Origin of the sequence: Methylobacterium sp. Leaf125, from assembly GCF_001423085.1 — a bacterium.
Classification (GTDB): domain Bacteria; phylum Pseudomonadota; class Alphaproteobacteria; order Rhizobiales; family Beijerinckiaceae; genus Methylobacterium.
This window is the reverse complement of the sequence record NZ_LMNU01000004.1, coordinates 1-14,808: the sequence shown is the minus strand read 5'-3', so window position 1 is coordinate 14,808 and position 14,808 is coordinate 1. Positions and strand designations below refer to the sequence as shown.

Annotated in this window: 15 protein-coding genes and 2 pseudogenes; 4 read left to right on the top strand and 13 right to left on the bottom strand. The window is 67.9% G+C overall.

The annotated features are described in order from the left end of the window. Positions 1 to 16 precede the first annotated feature (16 nt). From ASF58_RS26990 to ASF58_RS07195, 3 genes and pseudogenes are all read right to left on the bottom strand, one after another. Positions 17 to 125, bottom strand: a pseudogene (locus ASF58_RS26990) ((S)-ureidoglycine aminohydrolase); the annotation flags it as partial. Position 126: 1 nt separating this feature from the next. Beyond that, positions 127 to 658, bottom strand: a pseudogene (locus tag ASF58_RS24790) (cupin domain-containing protein); the annotation flags it as partial. Between the two features lie 99 nt (positions 659 to 757). Beyond that, positions 758 to 2,068, bottom strand: coding sequence for a dicarboxylate/amino acid:cation symporter (locus tag ASF58_RS07195; protein ID WP_055950056.1), 1,311 nt, complete (start codon positions 2,066 to 2,068; stop codon positions 758 to 760). Between the two features lie 203 nt (positions 2,069 to 2,271). Between ASF58_RS07195 and ASF58_RS07190 the strand changes: the two genes are divergently transcribed. Then, positions 2,272 to 3,150, top strand: a complete 879-nt coding sequence (locus tag ASF58_RS07190; protein WP_055949644.1) for a LysR family transcriptional regulator — start codon at positions 2,272 to 2,274, stop codon at positions 3,148 to 3,150. 570 nt (positions 3,151 to 3,720) lie between these two features. Next, a complete protein-coding gene (locus tag ASF58_RS07185; protein WP_055949641.1) occupies positions 3,721 to 4,233 on the top strand; it encodes a DUF892 family protein in 513 nt (170 codons plus the stop codon). Positions 4,234 to 4,356: 123 nt separating this feature from the next. Here the strand turns inward: ASF58_RS07185 and ASF58_RS07180 are convergent, their stop codons facing one another. Beyond that, complete coding sequence (locus ASF58_RS07180; RefSeq protein WP_055949638.1) at positions 4,357 to 4,719, bottom strand: cytochrome c family protein; 363 nt, start codon at positions 4,717 to 4,719, stop codon at positions 4,357 to 4,359. Between the two features lie 213 nt (positions 4,720 to 4,932). Here ASF58_RS07180 and ASF58_RS07175 point away from each other — a divergent pair, with 213 nt between their 5' ends. Next, positions 4,933 to 5,328: a DUF4149 domain-containing protein gene (locus tag ASF58_RS07175; RefSeq protein WP_055949635.1), complete on the top strand. Its 396-nt coding sequence runs from the start codon at positions 4,933 to 4,935 to the stop codon at positions 5,326 to 5,328. Between the two features lie 81 nt (positions 5,329 to 5,409). Here the strand turns inward: ASF58_RS07175 and ASF58_RS26655 are convergent, their stop codons facing one another. The 7 genes from ASF58_RS26655 to ASF58_RS07140 all read right to left on the bottom strand — a co-directional run bounded on the left by ASF58_RS26655 (position 5,410) and on the right by ASF58_RS07140 (position 13,038). Then, positions 5,410 to 5,928 carry a hypothetical protein gene (locus ASF58_RS26655; protein ID WP_200930184.1) on the bottom strand — a complete coding sequence of 173 codons (519 nt, stop codon included), beginning with the start codon at positions 5,926 to 5,928 and terminating at the stop codon, positions 5,410 to 5,412. A gap of 507 nt (positions 5,929 to 6,435) precedes the next feature. Further along, positions 6,436 to 6,807, bottom strand: a complete 372-nt coding sequence (locus ASF58_RS07165; protein WP_156375570.1) for a hypothetical protein — start codon at positions 6,805 to 6,807, stop codon at positions 6,436 to 6,438. 44 nt (positions 6,808 to 6,851) lie between these two features. Further along, complete coding sequence (locus ASF58_RS07160) at positions 6,852 to 8,000, bottom strand: patatin-like phospholipase family protein (protein ID WP_156375585.1); 1,149 nt, start codon at positions 7,998 to 8,000, stop codon at positions 6,852 to 6,854. Positions 8,001 to 8,186: 186 nt separating this feature from the next. After that, the gene (locus ASF58_RS07155) at positions 8,187 to 8,666 is read right to left on the bottom strand and encodes a MucR family transcriptional regulator (protein ID WP_082512891.1); all 480 of its coding nucleotides are present in this window, start codon (positions 8,664 to 8,666) and stop codon (positions 8,187 to 8,189) included. A gap of 26 nt (positions 8,667 to 8,692) precedes the next feature. Next, positions 8,693 to 10,195, bottom strand: coding sequence for an efflux transporter outer membrane subunit (locus tag ASF58_RS07150; RefSeq protein ID WP_055949629.1), 1,503 nt, complete (start codon positions 10,193 to 10,195; stop codon positions 8,693 to 8,695). Positions 10,196 to 10,204: 9 nt separating this feature from the next. Further along, the gene (locus tag ASF58_RS07145) at positions 10,205 to 11,770 is read right to left on the bottom strand and encodes a DHA2 family efflux MFS transporter permease subunit (RefSeq protein ID WP_055949626.1); all 1,566 of its coding nucleotides are present in this window, start codon (positions 11,768 to 11,770) and stop codon (positions 10,205 to 10,207) included. Then, on the bottom strand, positions 11,767 to 13,038 hold the full coding sequence (locus tag ASF58_RS07140; RefSeq protein ID WP_082512890.1) for an HlyD family secretion protein: 1,272 nt from the start codon (positions 13,036 to 13,038) through the stop codon (positions 11,767 to 11,769). Before ASF58_RS07140 ends, ASF58_RS07145 begins: the two co-directional genes overlap by 4 nt. A gap of 179 nt (positions 13,039 to 13,217) precedes the next feature. Between ASF58_RS07140 and ASF58_RS07135 the strand changes: the two genes are divergently transcribed. Then, positions 13,218 to 13,877, top strand: coding sequence for a TetR/AcrR family transcriptional regulator (locus ASF58_RS07135; protein WP_055949623.1), 660 nt, complete (start codon positions 13,218 to 13,220; stop codon positions 13,875 to 13,877). 148 nt (positions 13,878 to 14,025) lie between these two features. Here the strand turns inward: ASF58_RS07135 and ASF58_RS07130 are convergent, their stop codons facing one another. Continuing rightward, complete coding sequence (locus ASF58_RS07130) at positions 14,026 to 14,247, bottom strand: hypothetical protein (protein ID WP_055949620.1); 222 nt, start codon at positions 14,245 to 14,247, stop codon at positions 14,026 to 14,028. A 26-nt stretch (positions 14,248 to 14,273) separates the two neighbouring features. Continuing rightward, positions 14,274 to 14,696 (bottom strand): hypothetical protein, encoded by a 423-nt coding sequence (locus tag ASF58_RS07125; RefSeq protein ID WP_055949616.1) that lies wholly within the window; start codon positions 14,694 to 14,696, stop codon positions 14,274 to 14,276. Positions 14,697 to 14,808 lie beyond the last annotated feature (112 nt).

The window sequence follows — 14,808 nt, the reverse complement described above, 5'->3', positions numbered from 1 at the left end:
CGCCGCCCTCCGCCGCTCATCGGCGGGCCCGGATGGGGTCGAGCGCGGGGTGTCGGTTGACGTCCTTGTAGAGGAGGTAGCGGAAGGGTCCGGGTCCCCCGGCGTAGCAGGCCTGGGGGCAGTAGNGTTCCTGTACCACGCGCTGATCGCGCCGGCGCTGAATGCATGAAGAGGCCGTGCTCCATGACGTGGGTCTCCTCGAAGGGGATGGAGGCGCCCGGGCGCAGGGTGACGATGTTGACGTGCATGTCGTGGCGGACATCGTCGGGGGCGACGAAGCGGGTTGTGGCCCAGGCTCCGTCGGTGCCGGGCATGGGCACGGGGGTGACGGCGGTCTCGTGGGTGACGAAGGCGGGAGGCGGCTCGAGGCCGGGTACGCGGGCGTAGGCCTTGCGGATCCAGTGGAAGCGGGTGGGTCCGGTTCCGTCGTTGCGCAGGTTCCAGGTGGTGCCGGGGGGCAGGTAGGCGTAAGCGCCGGGGGTGAGGGCGTGGGCCTGTCCGTCGCAGACGAGGCGGGCCTGGCCCTCGACGAGGAAGAGCACGGCCTCACGCCCCGGGGGATGACGGCGTAGGCCTCGGTGAACACGGCCCGGCCGGTCATCAGCGCGGTCTGGGGCGGCAGGCCGCCGCAGGGCGGGTGGTAGGGCGAGGGGGGCATGAGGCGTCTCCGGTGGTCCGGTTGGGACTGCGCAACCGGCTGGACGGCCGGACGACTGCAGGGGGCTGACCGCACTGGGCGGGTGTCTTGGGATCGCCGTCAGGTCGAATGCGGCGCCGCGACGGGCGCGTCGAGGATCGCGGCCGTGTCTGTCGTGACGTGTCCGTCGAGGACACGCTGCGCCTGCGCCCGGTCGATGTCGCCTTCCCACGCGGCGATCACCACGGTCGCCACGCAGTTGCCGATCAGGTTGCCGAGGGCGCGGGCGATGCCGACGAACCAGTCGATCGACAGCACGAGCACCAGTCCGATGACGGGAATTTCCGGGACCGCCGACAGGGTGGCGGCCAGCACGACGATGGCCGAGCCAGGCACCCCGTGCGCGCCCTTCGAGGTAAGCAGCGCGATGCCGAGGATCAGCATCAGGTGACCGAAGGAGAGATCCGTATTCGTGGCTTGGGCGATGAAGACGGTGGCCAGGGTCAGGTAGAGCGAGAAGGCATCGAGGTTGAACGAGTATCCGGTTGGGATCACGAGGCCGACGGTCGAATCCTTGATGCCGAGGCGCTCCAGCTTGCGCATCACCTGCGGCAGCACGCAGTCCGAGGAGGCGGTGCCGGCCACCACGGTGAGTTCTTCGCGCAGGTAGGCGAGGAGCTTGAGGATGCTGAAGCCGGCCAGGCGCAGGATGCCGCCGAGCACCACGAACACGAAGAACGCCACGCCTGCGTAGAACAGCACCACCAGCATGCCGAGCTGCTTCAGGGAGCCGACGCCGTACTTGCCCACCGTGAAGGCAACGGCACCGAGCACGCCGAGTGGGGCGAGTCTGACGATGAAGCCGATGATCTTGAACAGAACCTCGGTGATGCGCTCCAGGCTGTCGGCCAGCGGTTTCCCACGATCGCCCAGGAGGGACAGACCGGATCCGAACAGGATCGCGATGATGAGAACCTGCAGGATATCGCCCTTGGCGAAGGCATCGACCAGCGTGGTCGGGATGAGCTTCATCAGGAAGTCGACGGTTCCGGTGACCTGACCGACGCGGTCGGTGTAGCCGGCGATCGATTTCGCGTCCAAGGTCGCCACATCGACGTTCATGCCGTGCCCGGGTGCGAACGCGTAGGCGAGGACGAGGCCGAGAACCAGGGCGAGGGTCGTCACGGCCTCGAAGTAGATCAGGGATTTGAGTCCGACGCGGCCAACCTTCCGCAGATCGCCGGCGCCGACGATGCCGTGAACGACGACGCCGAAGACGAGCGGTGCGATCGCCATCTTGATCAGCTTGATGAATCCATCGCCGAGCGGCTTCAGCGCGATCGCAACATTCGGCCAGACCATGCCCAGGACGATGCCCAGCGCCAGGGCCGCGACAACCTGCCCGAACAACGATGCGAAGAACCGCTTCATCATACCCCCCGTACCGCGTCCGGTCGTTCCATGGTCCGACACTCCGGTTCAACACGGTGTCGTTCGCCCGGCAGGCGCCGGACGGGAATTCTGCCGTATGTCGGCCCGGGCATGCCTGCCGCTGCGGCAGCATGTTGCCGGGCAATCTAGACGTCAAATATTTCATCTGTCTCGATTGATATCTTTCTAATATAAGAAGGGGTATGGAACTCCGGCACCTTCGCTACTTCGTGGCCGTCGCCCGGCATCTCAGCTTCACCGCCGCCGCCGCGAGCCTCGGTGTCGCCCAGCCGCCCTTGAGCCAGCAGATCCGTGATCTTGAGGCAGAGGTCGGCACCGCGCTGTTCGAACGGACGACCCGTCGCGTGACGTTGACGCGGGCGGGCGCCGACTTCCTCGTGCAGGCGCTCGACATCCTGGAGAAGTCCGGCGAAGCCATCGGGCGCGCCCGTGCCATCGGTGCCGGTGCGGCCGGCATCGTCAATGTCGGCCTGACAGGGTCAATGCTGGCCGGCCCCCTCGGGCGCGCCATTCGCGACTTCTCGGTCACCTATCCCGACGTCGCGCTGCGGATCCACGAAATGTCGCCGGACCGCCAGATCGCGATGCTGAGGGCCGGACAGACCGACATCAGTTTCCTGCGCAGCCCGCCCCAGGACCTCGACCTTGCCAGCGAGCGGGCCTGGTGTGAGACCGTCACCCTCGTCCTGCCCAAAGGCTACCGCCTCGCCGGGATGGCAGCCATCGACCTCGCCGATCTGAACCGCGAGCGCTTCGTATTCCTGCGGCTCTCGGATTCGCTGTTCGCGAAGTATCTCTGGGAGTGCTGCATCGAAGCGGGGTTCACGCCGGACATCACGCATCAGGTCGTCGAAGCCGCGTCGTTGACGAGCCTCGTCGCGACGGGGCTCGGGATCGCCATCATTCCGGAATTCGTTGCCCGCTTGGCGCACGCGGACGTCGTCTACAAACCGATCGGGGGGAAGCCGATTCACGCCGACGTCTATGCCCTGTGGGCGAGAGAGAAGGCGGGGCCTTTGATCCGCAATTTCCTGGAGCTCGTTCGCTCCGCAGGACCCTAGTTCGCGTCGCATGACTGGCGAAGATTGCTGCGAAAAGGATCGAGCGCGGAGAGGGGGAATGGCTTCGGCGCAGAGCTGGCGTCAGGATCGCTGCTGCCGGCGTCCTCGATCTCGTTTCCAGATTCCGTCTTTCCGGGCACGGGGTTACCTCGGCGACCTCAGGGATCAGCTAGCAAGTTGTACTGGCCACCATCCAGCGCCTATCCGACCGGCTTGTGTACGCTTCAAGTTGTCCCGGACGCGCCGCACCGAAACCCTGACGGCCTCCGTGCCCCGCAGGCCTCGCAACCGGTTGGCGACTTCGTAGACCTCGACCCTACTCACCATGATCCCTACCCCGGCACCGTTCGCGGCATCATAACGCCTGGGCGTGAAGAACCGGTCTCCATGCGGATGCGCCCGGCCACGCATCCCGGTCGATGAGTAGCGCAGGACGTTACCCGATACGCGAGTCCTTCACCCCGGCACCCATAAGGCTTGGCGGGGCGCTTCCGCCGCAGGATGCATCTGGAACGCAGGTAGTCGCGTCACGTTGGCCGCCGAACCCTATGACAGCGGAGCAACGACTACATGGCCAGCACGGATATCGGCACGATCTACGCGGGAGCACTTCGGAATACGCGCGCCCTGGAGAAGCAGGGCCTCGAACAGATGGAGCGCCAGCTTTCCGGATTGGAGCGCTATCCCGACTACGCCGCGGTCCTGAGTCGTCACGTCGAGACCACGAAGGCGCAGATCGGGCGCCTGGACAAGGCCCTGGCCGACGTGGGCGAGAGCGCCTCGACGCTGAAGGAGACGGTCACCAGCGTTGCCGGCTCCATCGGGGCGGCGGTCCATGCCATCGCTCAGGACGAGACCCTCAAGAACCTCTACGCGGGCTACGCCTACCAGTACGATCAGGTCGCCGCCTACCGTTCCCTGGCCGTCATTGCGGAGCGGGCCGGCAAGGCCGATCACGCCTCGGCCTTCCACAGCGCCGCCGAGGATGAGGCGAAGGTTGCCGAGGAGATCGCGGGCCTGATCGAGCCGGTCACCAAGACCTATCTCGACTTCACCCTCAGCGGCGCCAAGGCCGATAGCTGATCCATTCCGGGCGGCCATGCGCTGGTCGCCCGGCCCTTACTTACGTGCCGGAGGCCAAGGCGGGACGGAGGCGCTCCCACCGGCCGGAAACGCCTACCCTGGCGTCCCCGGCTTCGGCAGCGCCTACTTCATGGTCGCGAGATAGGCGATGACGTCGGCGACCTTCTTGTCGTCCTTGAGACCTTGATAGACCATCTTGGTGCCCTTCACCTTATTGGCCGCAGGCCCGGTCAGCCATTCCTTCAGATTGGCCTCGTCCCACGTGATGCCCGACTCCTTGAGTGCCGTCGAATAGTTGTAGCCCTCCACCGACGCGGCCTTACGTCCGACGACGCCGGTCAGGTTCGGGCCGACGCCGTTCTTGCCGAAGGCATGGCAGGCCTTGCAGGCCGTGAATGCCTTCTCGCCAGCAGCCGCATCCTGGGCGCGGGCGGAAACAGTGGGGATGACGAGCGCGACGGCGGCGCCGAGAATAAGATTACGCATCGGTATGGATCTCCAGGTGCGACAGTGGACGCTCGCCCGTGACCGGTTGGCCACGCCGCAGAACCTGAGCCGCTCACTCAACCTAGGAAGGATCCGGTCGGCGAGTGGGGGTAGGACGATGCGGCCAAAAGCAGCCTGGTCGCCACGGATTAAAGTCGAGATGCAAACGAGCGCCGCCCGCAAGGGCGATCCGAGTGAACGAGGACTGGAACAATGCTCTCACAAGCGGCTATCCTCCTGACCGCCCTCCTGTTCGGCGGGATGATCCTGTACTCGTTCGGCTTCGCCTCGTTCCTGTTCAGCGCCCTCCCCGCCGACGCGGCAGGCCCGCTCCTGCGCCGCGCCTTCCCGTACTTCTACGTCTTCGTCATAGGATGCGCCCTCGCCGGCGCGGCGCTGACAGCCAATGTCGATGGGACCTCCGCCCTCATTCTCGGGCTCATCGCTGCCACGGCCCTCCTGGCGCGCCAGATCCTCATGCCGGCCATCAACGAGGCGACCGACATGGGCAATCGCCGACGCTTCGGCGTGCTTCATACCGGGTCGATCCTGATCACCCTGGCCCACATCGCCGGTTCGGCTGCGGTGATCCTGAGGCTTTCCGCCTAGGCGCCAAAAGTCGACGCTTCCTCAAAGGCGCACGGACCGTCAGGTACGAACACCTCATTTCCCGCCCAGGCCGGCGCGATCTTAGCAGGCGGACGGCTTTCCGGTGCGGATCAGGTGCCGCACGTCCGCGCCGGCCTGGTTGACCGCGCCGATCCGCTCGATGAGCTGGGCCGGCCGGCTGCCGCGCAGGCCCGCCAGCGTCAGCTCCCCGTCGCGGACGTAGGTGTAGACACCGCTGACCGCGAACGCCGAGGCGTAGGCGACATGGTCGGCCAGCCCCACGGTCGCGGCTTTGAAGGCGTCGGACGCGTAGAACGTCCGACGCACGAGCGGCGAACGGAACGCCAGTTCCAGGACCGCGATCAGCCGACGTTCGTCCGGGACCGCATGGTCCACGTCTGGCGCGGGCGGAGCAGGCTTGGCGTTGTCGTAGGGGTCCGGCAGGTGGAGCCGCACCTTGAGGACCGGGGCCTCTGCCGCGAGAGCGCGAGCCAGTCCCGCGATGCGCTCGCCGAACTTCGACGCGTTCCCGTGCGAGGCGCCGAGGTGGAGCTCGATCCGGTCGAGGCCGTCGTCCCCGTTGGGGGACGCCTCGGCCACGCGGTCCACCAACGTCGTCGACCCATGCGGGAGCGCATACGCGACCGGGCCTCCTCAAAGGCTGCCTGATCAGCGGCGGAGATGAACCCGATCTCGACGCCCCCGTCCAACTCGTAGTCCGGAAATGGCCCGATGCCCTCGACCACCGGCCACAGATGCGCGTCCCGTTCGCGGTCGAGGTGCCTCTGCACGTACCAGCCGAGACCGGGGATGCGCGAGCACAGAGGGCCGTGAACGTCCCGCCAATAGGTCGCGAAGAGCTCATGCGGAACCCGGGGGCGGCGCAGCACCGTCGTGTAGGTGTTGATCGCGATGGTGGCATCGCGCTCGGAGTAGTCGCTGGCTGTCGTCGTGGGCATGTCGGTTCCTATCGCCAAGTTCAAACTGATCCTCAGGACGCCGGGGCATCCTCGGCGCGGCGTTCGGGCGCGAGCTCTCCGAACCAGTACGCGGCAGTGACGCCGCCATTTATCAGGAAGCCTCGTCGATGCAGTCGCCGTACAGCCGCTACTCGGGCGGCCGTCGCAGGCAGCTCTTGACGATGGGCGCGCACGCGGCGTCGTGGCTCATCAACGACGACGTGTCGCCGCTGAACGTGACGCCGGTGACCCGGTCCCCCGCGATCCGGACGGTGGCGTGGCAGTATCCATTGAACGACAGGCTGACCAATCCGGCCGACATCCCAAACGTCCGGGTCGCGTTCGCAAAGTAGGTCAGCAGCGTGGTCCTGCCCATGACCAGTCGCTGGTCGGGCAGGCCGAGGCACGTCTGGACGTCAAGCGCGGACATGCCGACCAGATCGACCTTGGCCGCCTGCGCCACCCGCTCGTCGATGGCGGCGCAGCCAACCAGGGAGCCCACGAAAAGCAATGCCGACATCACCCCGAGCAGGGTCCTAGCCCCCCTTGTGCCTCCGGCCCTCGTCATCGAGACGCGAGCGTCTTCGCAACGACTGGTGCGACCGGGACCGTGCCCTGCCACGCGGTGCCCGAGCGGGCCTTCTCGTAACCGATCTGGTAGAGGCTGCGCATGTAGGCGGTGTCGAAGCCCTTCGCGGTGGTCGTACGCGGCGCCGCTTCGTCGATGTACGTGAGGTGGAATCCGATCCGGTTCGCCCGGGCGAAGGCGTAGGTCGCGGCGAGGCTCGCGCGGCTGCGCGCCTGACTGCCGGTCGCCACCGTCTGCTCGACGATGGACAGGGTGTCGTTGCGAACCAGCTCGAAGTCGGGCTCGATCCGCCCATTCATCAGCACGTAGATGTCGGCCTTCGACGGGGCGACCGAGCGGCCACGGCCGTTCGCGATGACGGCTTGCGGGACCGTGAACACGGGCGTGACTACCGAACCGTCGACGTGAAGCTCCTGGAAGCCGTGCCCCGCTGCCTCGACGTCGAGGAGTTGCGCCGGGAAGACTGCCGGTATGCTGGCCGAGGCCGTGAGGACGTCCCTGAAGAGCGCCGGAGCGTTCGGGGCACCACTCGCGGCGATGGCGCCCATGTTCCAGATCATGGCGCGCTTCGAATCCAAATTCGTCGTGACGACGAGCAGCCTGCGGCCCTTGGCGTACTCGGCCGCGACCGCCGCGAGCAGGTCCGGCGTGACGTAGCGCCCGACGAGATCGCGCAGGCGCCCGTCGCCGAACAACCCGGACCCGAACACGACATTCACGAGGCTCGGGTCCTTGACCAAGGTGCCGGCGACGCCGCTGGTGTAGATTTCGTCCAGTACCGGGTCGTAGGCCGATCCCAGGAAGGCGAAGGGCGCGGTCAGAGCGCCGGTGGAGACGCCCGAGACGAGGCTGAACTCGGGCCGGGTCCCGCTCTCCGACCAGCCCCTTAGCACGCCCGCGCCGTAAGCCCCGTCGCCACCGCCGCCCGACAGCGCAAGGTAGGCGAACGGTCGGCCTTGCGCGCCGGGCGCCGCCATCATGGTACTCAGGGTCGCCATCGGCGCATCCGCGAAGGCTCGGGCATTCGGGATGCCCGTGACTTCCGCGATTTGCGCCTCAGCGGCGGTGTAGGCCTGGCGCGGCACCGAGGCACAGGCGCCCAAAGTCAGCGTCGCCGTCAGCATGAGCACTTGAGTCGGCGTGGGCGACCGCTTCGACGACTTCATCGGGGTTCATCCTATGGTGCGCTTGGGAGGGGGGACGGAAACCCCGGGGGATAGGCAAACGGCCGGTTCGATGACGATCGGGAAGGTCGAACCGGCCGTCGCACCGCGCGCTGGGGGCATGCGCGCGATCCGAGAAAGGATGGGTCAGGCAGGTCGAAGGCCCGGGGAGGACGGGGACGGGGCTCCGCCGGCTGGAGCGTGCTCAGTCGAGCCAGGTCGCCGTGTTCCGAGCCCGATGTCCTTCGCGAACCTGGACCGCCGCTGACTGAAGCCAGGGGCGACCATGGGGTAGTTGTCGGGCAGTCCGAACCGTTCGCGGTATGCGTCCGGATCGAGCCCGTGGACCCTGAGATGGCGCTTCAGCACCTGGTAGGTCTTGCCGTCGATGAAGCTGACGATGCCATCCGGTCGAACCGACGCTCGGACCGCCTTGGGCGAGCACCAGCGCGGATCGACCTCGACCGGGCCGGGCGGGAGGCTGTGGCAGAGCGAGCGCAGGCTGCCATGGACGAGCCTGAGCAGGTCCGCGAGCTCGCAGGCCGGCAGGCTATTGTTCGCGACGTAGGAGCGAACGACCGCCGCCGAGCAGGCGAGCACCGGGTCGTCCGTCTTGTTCCCAGTCATGTGCATCTCCGGGTCGGCAGGAAGGATCAGCGTTGGACGAGGGCGACGCGCTCGGTGGGCAAGCCCCAGCCGAGGCCGAGGCTCTTCTGCAGTGCGACGTAGTCGTTGGTGTACTCGGCCTGCGCCTGGGCGAGGCTCTGCTCGGCCTGCAGGCGCTGGCGCTCGACGTCGAGCACGTCGATGGTGCTGATCGTGCCGGCCGTGTTGCGCTGGTCCGTCAGCATCGAGGCCTTGCCGGCCGAGGCGCTTGCCCGGGCAAGGCGGGCGACGGTGGCGCGCTGGTTGCCGTAGCGCGACAATGCAGTTTCGGCGTCCTGCATCGCCTGGAGCACGGTCTGCTCGTACTGCGCCAGGGCCTCGTCGGTCCCCGCCTCGGATTGCCGGATCTGCGCGAGCGTCCGTCCGAAGTCGAGGATGCTCCAAGACAGGGTCGGCCCGAGGTTGTAGGTCGAGGCGGCGAGCGAGCCGATGGAGCCGATGTTCGGCGAGACCCAGCCGGCGTTCCCGATGAGGTTCACCTTCGGAAAGAGCTTGGCGACCGCCTGGCCAATCTGGGCGTTGGCGGCCGCGACCTGCCGCTCGGCCCGGCGGATGTCGGGACGCCGACGCAGCATGCCTGCCGGGTCGCCGACGGCCAAGGTGGACGGCGGCATCGGCACCGACCGGGCCGGCTTCAGGAGGGCGTCGACGGCTCCCGGCTCGCGGGACACGAGGACGGCGATCTGGTTCAGGGATTGGTCGACCTGGGCCTGGAAGGCCGGCGCCTGGGAGGCCGTGGTCTCGAACTGCGTGCGCAGGCGTTCCACGTCGAGGGACGATGCTGCGCCGCCGGCAAGCCGCTGCTGGCTGAGGCCCACGGCCTCGCGCTGGAGGGAGGCGGCGCGCAGGGTCAGGGCGAGGCGACGCTGGGCGCCACGGAGCGTGACGTAGGCCTGCGCGACCTCAGCGGCGACCTGGACCTGGGCGTCCGCTACCGCGGCCTCCGCGGCCTCGCCCTGCGCGGCCGCCTGCTCGATGGCCCGCTGCTTGCCGCCGAAGATGTCGATTTCCCAGGTGGCGTCGAAGCTCGCGTTGTAGAGGTCGAAATTCATCGATTTCGGAATGGCGCCCCCGGCGCCCCCGGCGCCCCCGGCAAGGCCGCCGAGGCCGCCGCCGACGAAGTCCTTGACGGGAACCTGGTTGTTCAACGCCACCGTGTTGGTGGAGATGCTGGGCGCCAGGTCGGCCGTACGCTGGCCCAGCACGGCGCGTGACTGGCGCAGCCGGGCGGAGGCGACCTGCACGTTCGTGTTGGTCGCCAGCGCCTCCTCGACGAGGTCGGAGAGGATGGGGTCGCGCAACGACGTCCACCACCGGGCCGGCGGGTCGACCGGGACCATGCGCGTGGAGGTGGCGCGGACGAACGGGGCACCGGTCTCGGCGCGCGGCGCGGCGACCGGCGGTCCGGCGTAGTCGGGGCCGACCACGCAGCCGCCGAGGAGTCCGGCGACCGCCAGGGCAAGGCCGGGACGGAAGTTCAGGGGAAACATCGCGCGGCCTCAGTGCGTCGCCACCGGGCCGCCCTTCGGCGGCGGGCGCAGGAACAGGACGAGCGGCAGGACCGCGAGCAGGATCCAGCCGAAGACGAAGTACAGGTCCGAGAAGCTCATCACGGTCGCCTGCGCCGAGATCATCCGCTTCACCCCGCTGAGCGCCAGCCGCATGGCCTCGGGGCCACCGGAGCCGACCATGGCGTCGATGCGGTCCTGGACGATCACCGAGTTCGCGCGCACGGACTCCTCCAGGCGGGCGTTGTGGAAGTCGTCGCGACGCTGCTGCAGGGTCGAGATCAGGGCGAGGCCGAAGGAGCCGCCGAGGTTGCGCGCGCCGTTGAACAGGCCGGAGGCGTCCTCGGCCTTGTCCCGTGACACCGCGGTGGCCGCGGCCTGGTTCAGGAACAGCAGGGAGAAGGCTTGGCCCACGCCGCGCAGCAATTGCGAGGTGACGAACTGCGGGCCTGCGTCCTCGGTGGTGAGGCCCGACTCCATGAAGCAACTGGTGGCGTAGCACAGGATGCCGAACCCGATGGCCACCCGGATGTCGAGGAGCCGCACCAGCATGGGGAAGAACGGCATCAGCGCCAGGGTCGGGATGCCCGAGATCAGGACGACGTAGCCCGACTGCTCCGAGTTGTAGCGCGGCACCTGACTGAGAAACTGCGGGATGATGTAGAGGATGCCGTAGAGCGCCCCGCCAATGGCGAAGCTCATCAGGAAGACGCTACCGAAGCTGCGCGTGAACAGGATGCTCATGTCGATGACGGGCTCGCGCGCCGTCACCTGCCCGAGGACGATCAACACGAAGCCGAAGGCGGCGAGGACGCTGAACCAGACGATGAAGGAGGACTCGAACCACTGCTCGCGCTGACCCTCCTCCAGCACGATGGTCAGGCAGCCGAGCCCGACCGCGAGCCCGACGATCCCGAGCCAATCCCCCTGCCGGATGCGCTCGATCTGCGCCGGCTTGTGCGGCAGGCCGACGAGCAGGAGCACGACGAGGCCGATGCCGATGGGCAGGTTGAGGAAGAACGAGTAGTGCCAGCTCACGTTCTCGGTGAGCCAGCCGCCGACCAGGGGACCGAGCACGGGGCCGAGGACGGCCGTCAGCCCGAACAGGGCGACGCCGACCGGACGCTGCGCCGGCGGCAGCCGCGTCGAGACGATGCTCAGCGCCGTCGGGATCATGGCGCCGCCGGTGAAGCCCTGCCCGACGCGCCCGACGATCATCGTGCCGAGGCTGCCCGAGACGCCGCACAGCATCGAGAAGCTGACGAACAGGACCGTCATGACCAGAAGGAAGCTGCGCAGCCCGAAGACCTTCTCCAGCCACCCGGACAGCGGGATCATGATGATCTCGGCCACGAGATAGGCGGTCGAGATCCAGGTGCCCTCCGAGCCGGAGGCACCGATCTCGCCCTGGATGGTCGGCAGCGCCGCGTTGACGATGGAGGTGTCGAGCGTCGCCATCAGCGCGCCGATGGTGCCGGCGGCGACGGCGAGCCATGCGGCTGCGTCCGCCTTCTCGCCGCGTTGCGGCTTGCGCGCGAGTGGGTTCTCGGCGTTCACGGCCGGGCCTTCGCGCTGCGGGTCCGCTGGGCGGGCTGGGTCCCGGCCCCGGCCTCGGAGACCTTCGGCTCGTCGGTCTCCTCGTCCTCCTCCCCTTGGTCGTCGCGCGCCCCGCGGGTGTCCACGGAGACGACGACGGACAGGCCGGGGATCAGAACCTTGCGTGCCTCGCCGCCGGCCTTGAAGCGGATGCGGACCGGAACGCGTTGGACGATCTTGGTGAAGTTGCCGGTGGCGTTCTCGGGCGGGATCAGGGCGAACTGCGCGCCCGTACCCGGGGAGAAGCTGGCGACGCGCCCCTTGAGGTCGTGGCTGGAAAGCGCGTCGACCGCGATGGTGACGGGCTGGCCGACCCGCATCAGCCCGATCTGGGTCTCCTTGAAGTTCGCCTCGATGTAGAGGTCCTCGACCGGGACCACCGCCATCAACCGGGTGCTGCCCTGGACATACTGCCCGATGCGAGCGGTGAGATCACCGACCCGTCCTGCGATGGGGCTCTTGACGACCGCGTGGTCGAGGTCGAGCTGTGCCGCGGTCACACCCGCCCGGGCCTGCTCGACAGCGGCCTTAGCCTGCGCGACGGCGGCCTTGAGGGAGGCGACCTGCTTCTGCGCGGACTGGACCTGAGCCTCGTTGACGTCGACTTGGGCCTGGTTCTGCTCGGCCTGGCTCTTGTACTGGTCGAGCTTCTCCACCGTGTCGGCACCGGACGCAGCCAGCGGCTTGTAGCGCCGGACCTGCTCGGCCGAGAACTTGGCGGTGACCTGCGAGGCCGCGACCTGGGCCTTGGCCTGGTCGATCTGCGCCTGCTGGCGGACGAGGTCGGCCTCGGCTCGTGCGACGTCGGCCTGCCGGGCGTCGACCTGCGCCTGCTGCTGGGCGAGCTTGGCGCGGTACTGCCCGTCGTCCACCGTCGCGAGGATTTGCCCGGCGGTCACGATCTGGTTGGCGGCGACCGGCACCGTCGCGACGTATCCGGAGACCTGGGGCGAGATCGCGACCTGATCCGCCTGCACGTAGGCGTCGTTGGTCTCCTGGATGAAGCGTCCGACGGTCCAATATCGGAAACCCCAGATGCCGCCCCCGACGAGGACTGCAACGAGGAGGACGGCGAGGAGAACCTTCACCCAGGGCTTCTTCAGCGCGGAAGGCTTCTTCTCTTCGGATTGGCTGGACTCTCCCGGGCGTCCCTCCTTGGGGCCACCAGCATCGGAGCGTTCGGTCCCATCCGGGGGCGCCCGGCCTTCGTCCTCATCCGCGCGCGCCATCAGAAATCGACCCAATTAAAGAAACTGAATCGTTCCCTATAGAGTTTGTTTCCCGATCGCAACTCGGCGTGGGACGGCAGCGGCCCGCCTTGCACAGGGTGAAAGCATGAGAGCTATGCTTGACCTATCGTCCCGTGCTAAATGTTCTGCGCACGTTTCCGTGAGCCGGTGAGGTCGTCGTGAATGCCAAGGACGTGACGCCGCGGGTGCCGAGCCGCCTCGGTCGCCCTCCACGCGGCTCCGAGGGCGAGGCCACGCTGCGCATCCTCGCGGCGGCGAAGCCCGTCTTCCTGAAGGAGGGTTTTGAGGCGACGAGCATCGATGCCATCGCCGGGTCGGCGGGCATCTCCAAGAAGACCATCTACGGGCGCTTTACCTCCAAGGCGGATCTCTTCGAGGCCGTCATCGTCCGCTTCATCGAGGAAAACGTCCCGGCCATCGAGCTTGCGGCTTCGCAGGCCGGCCCCGTGGCGGAGCGGCTCCACCGTATCGCACTCGCGGTGCTGGAGGTCGCCCTCACCGTCGACACCATCGCCGTTCGCCGTATTATTGTCGCCGAGGCCGCGCGCTTCCCGGAGTTCGCTCGGCTGCTGCACGATTTCGGGGTCGCCCGCGTCGCCCCGCTGATCGAGCGATGCCTTGAGGAAGGAAACGCCTCAGGCGAGATCGCGGTCGACGACGTCAGGCACGCCGGCGACATGTTCCTCAGCATCGCCATTCGCGGTTTCATCGACAAGGCGGAGCTCGGCCTGGACCGTCCGGGCCTATCCCACGTGAAGCGGGAAACGCTGAGACGCTCCATCGAGTTCTTCATGGCGGCGTGCCGGAAGCGAGATTAGCCGGTCCGTGGGAAAGACCCGCCGGCACAGTGCGGAGAGGCCGCCTTGCTCCCCGGGCGGCTCCTCCCTCCGCCGGGAAGCGCTGAGTGAAAAGATACGTTCTAGGGCCCGGACCGCACAGCATGGGGCGCGGATACCGGAAAGGCGCTCAGGAGCGGAGATAGCGGACCATGATCTCGCCGGCGGCCCGACGAGCATATCCGGGGACGTCCTCATCACGGTAGGGCGGGACCAGTTCGGTCGGGTCGAGTTCGCCGAGGACGCCGTCGAGTTCCTCCGCGGTGAAGCCGCCTTCGAGCGCCTCCTGGATGGCGCGGCGCGCATACGGACGCGCTTGTGGCCATGGGCTGGCGCGCCCGTACGCGTTCAAACGACGTCGTGGGGCCCTCCTCAACATCACTCCCCGTCGGTTACGACGGAGGCGGGAGCCGGGCGATGCGAGGCGAGCAGCGCGTGTGAGACAGGGGAGCCGACGCGCGCGACCGACGTGGACGGCATCATCGCCGCGCCGGAGGCGACCAGTCCCGCCATCATGCGCAAATCCTCGGGCTGGCGCGGGTCGGAAGCGACGCGCTCGGCATCCGCCTGCAGGCGCATGTTGCACGCCTTCGACGGCAGGCCGTCGTCGGGCGTGCAGGCATCGTGGCGGGCGCACGCGGCATCCAGCGCGTCGACCGGTGCGGCGGGAGCGTTGTTCCCTGGGCCGCAATAGTTGCCGTACAGGAGCAGCTTCGGCTTGCCCGCCGGCGAGCCTTCTTGGGCGTTGGCCGGCACCGCGAGGGCTGCAAGGAGCCCGAGGGCAAGAAAAGATTTGGTCATGGGTTCTCGTCCTTAGAGTCCGTCCGATAAGTCATGAGGCGCGTCCTAGCCGTCGAACGAGGATCATGACGGCAGCGGCGTAGAGGAAGGCTTGGGCCGAGGCGAGGGTCGC

Excerpts from the sequence above, each read along its gene's own strand:
- ASF58_RS07175 (WP_055949635.1), top strand. The coding sequence starts at position 4,933 with ATGCTCTCACAAGCGGCTATCCTCCTGACCGCCCTCCTGTTCGGCGGG.
- ASF58_RS07155 (WP_082512891.1), bottom strand. The coding sequence starts at position 8,666 with ATGACTGGGAACAAGACGGACGACCCGGTGCTCGCCTGCTCGGCGGCG.
- ASF58_RS07140 (WP_082512890.1), bottom strand. The coding sequence starts at position 13,038 with ATGGCGCGCGCGGATGAGGACGAAGGCCGGGCGCCCCCGGATGGGACC.
- ASF58_RS07150 (WP_055949629.1), bottom strand. The coding sequence starts at position 10,195 with ATGTTTCCCCTGAACTTCCGTCCCGGCCTTGCCCTGGCGGTCGCCGGA.
- ASF58_RS07160 (WP_156375585.1), bottom strand. The coding sequence starts at position 8,000 with ATGCTGACGGCGACGCTGACTTTGGGCGCCTGTGCCTCGGTGCCGCGC.
- ASF58_RS07190 (WP_055949644.1), top strand. The coding sequence starts at position 2,272 with ATGGAACTCCGGCACCTTCGCTACTTCGTGGCCGTCGCCCGGCATCTC.
- ASF58_RS07185 (WP_055949641.1), top strand. The coding sequence starts at position 3,721 with ATGGCCAGCACGGATATCGGCACGATCTACGCGGGAGCACTTCGGAAT.
- ASF58_RS07195 (WP_055950056.1), bottom strand. The coding sequence starts at position 2,068 with ATGAAGCGGTTCTTCGCATCGTTGTTCGGGCAGGTTGTCGCGGCCCTG.
- ASF58_RS07180 (WP_055949638.1), bottom strand. The coding sequence starts at position 4,719 with ATGCGTAATCTTATTCTCGGCGCCGCCGTCGCGCTCGTCATCCCCACT.
- ASF58_RS07125 (WP_055949616.1), bottom strand. The coding sequence starts at position 14,696 with ATGACCAAATCTTTTCTTGCCCTCGGGCTCCTTGCAGCCCTCGCGGTG.
- ASF58_RS07165 (WP_156375570.1), bottom strand. The coding sequence starts at position 6,807 with ATGTCGGCATTGCTTTTCGTGGGCTCCCTGGTTGGCTGCGCCGCCATC.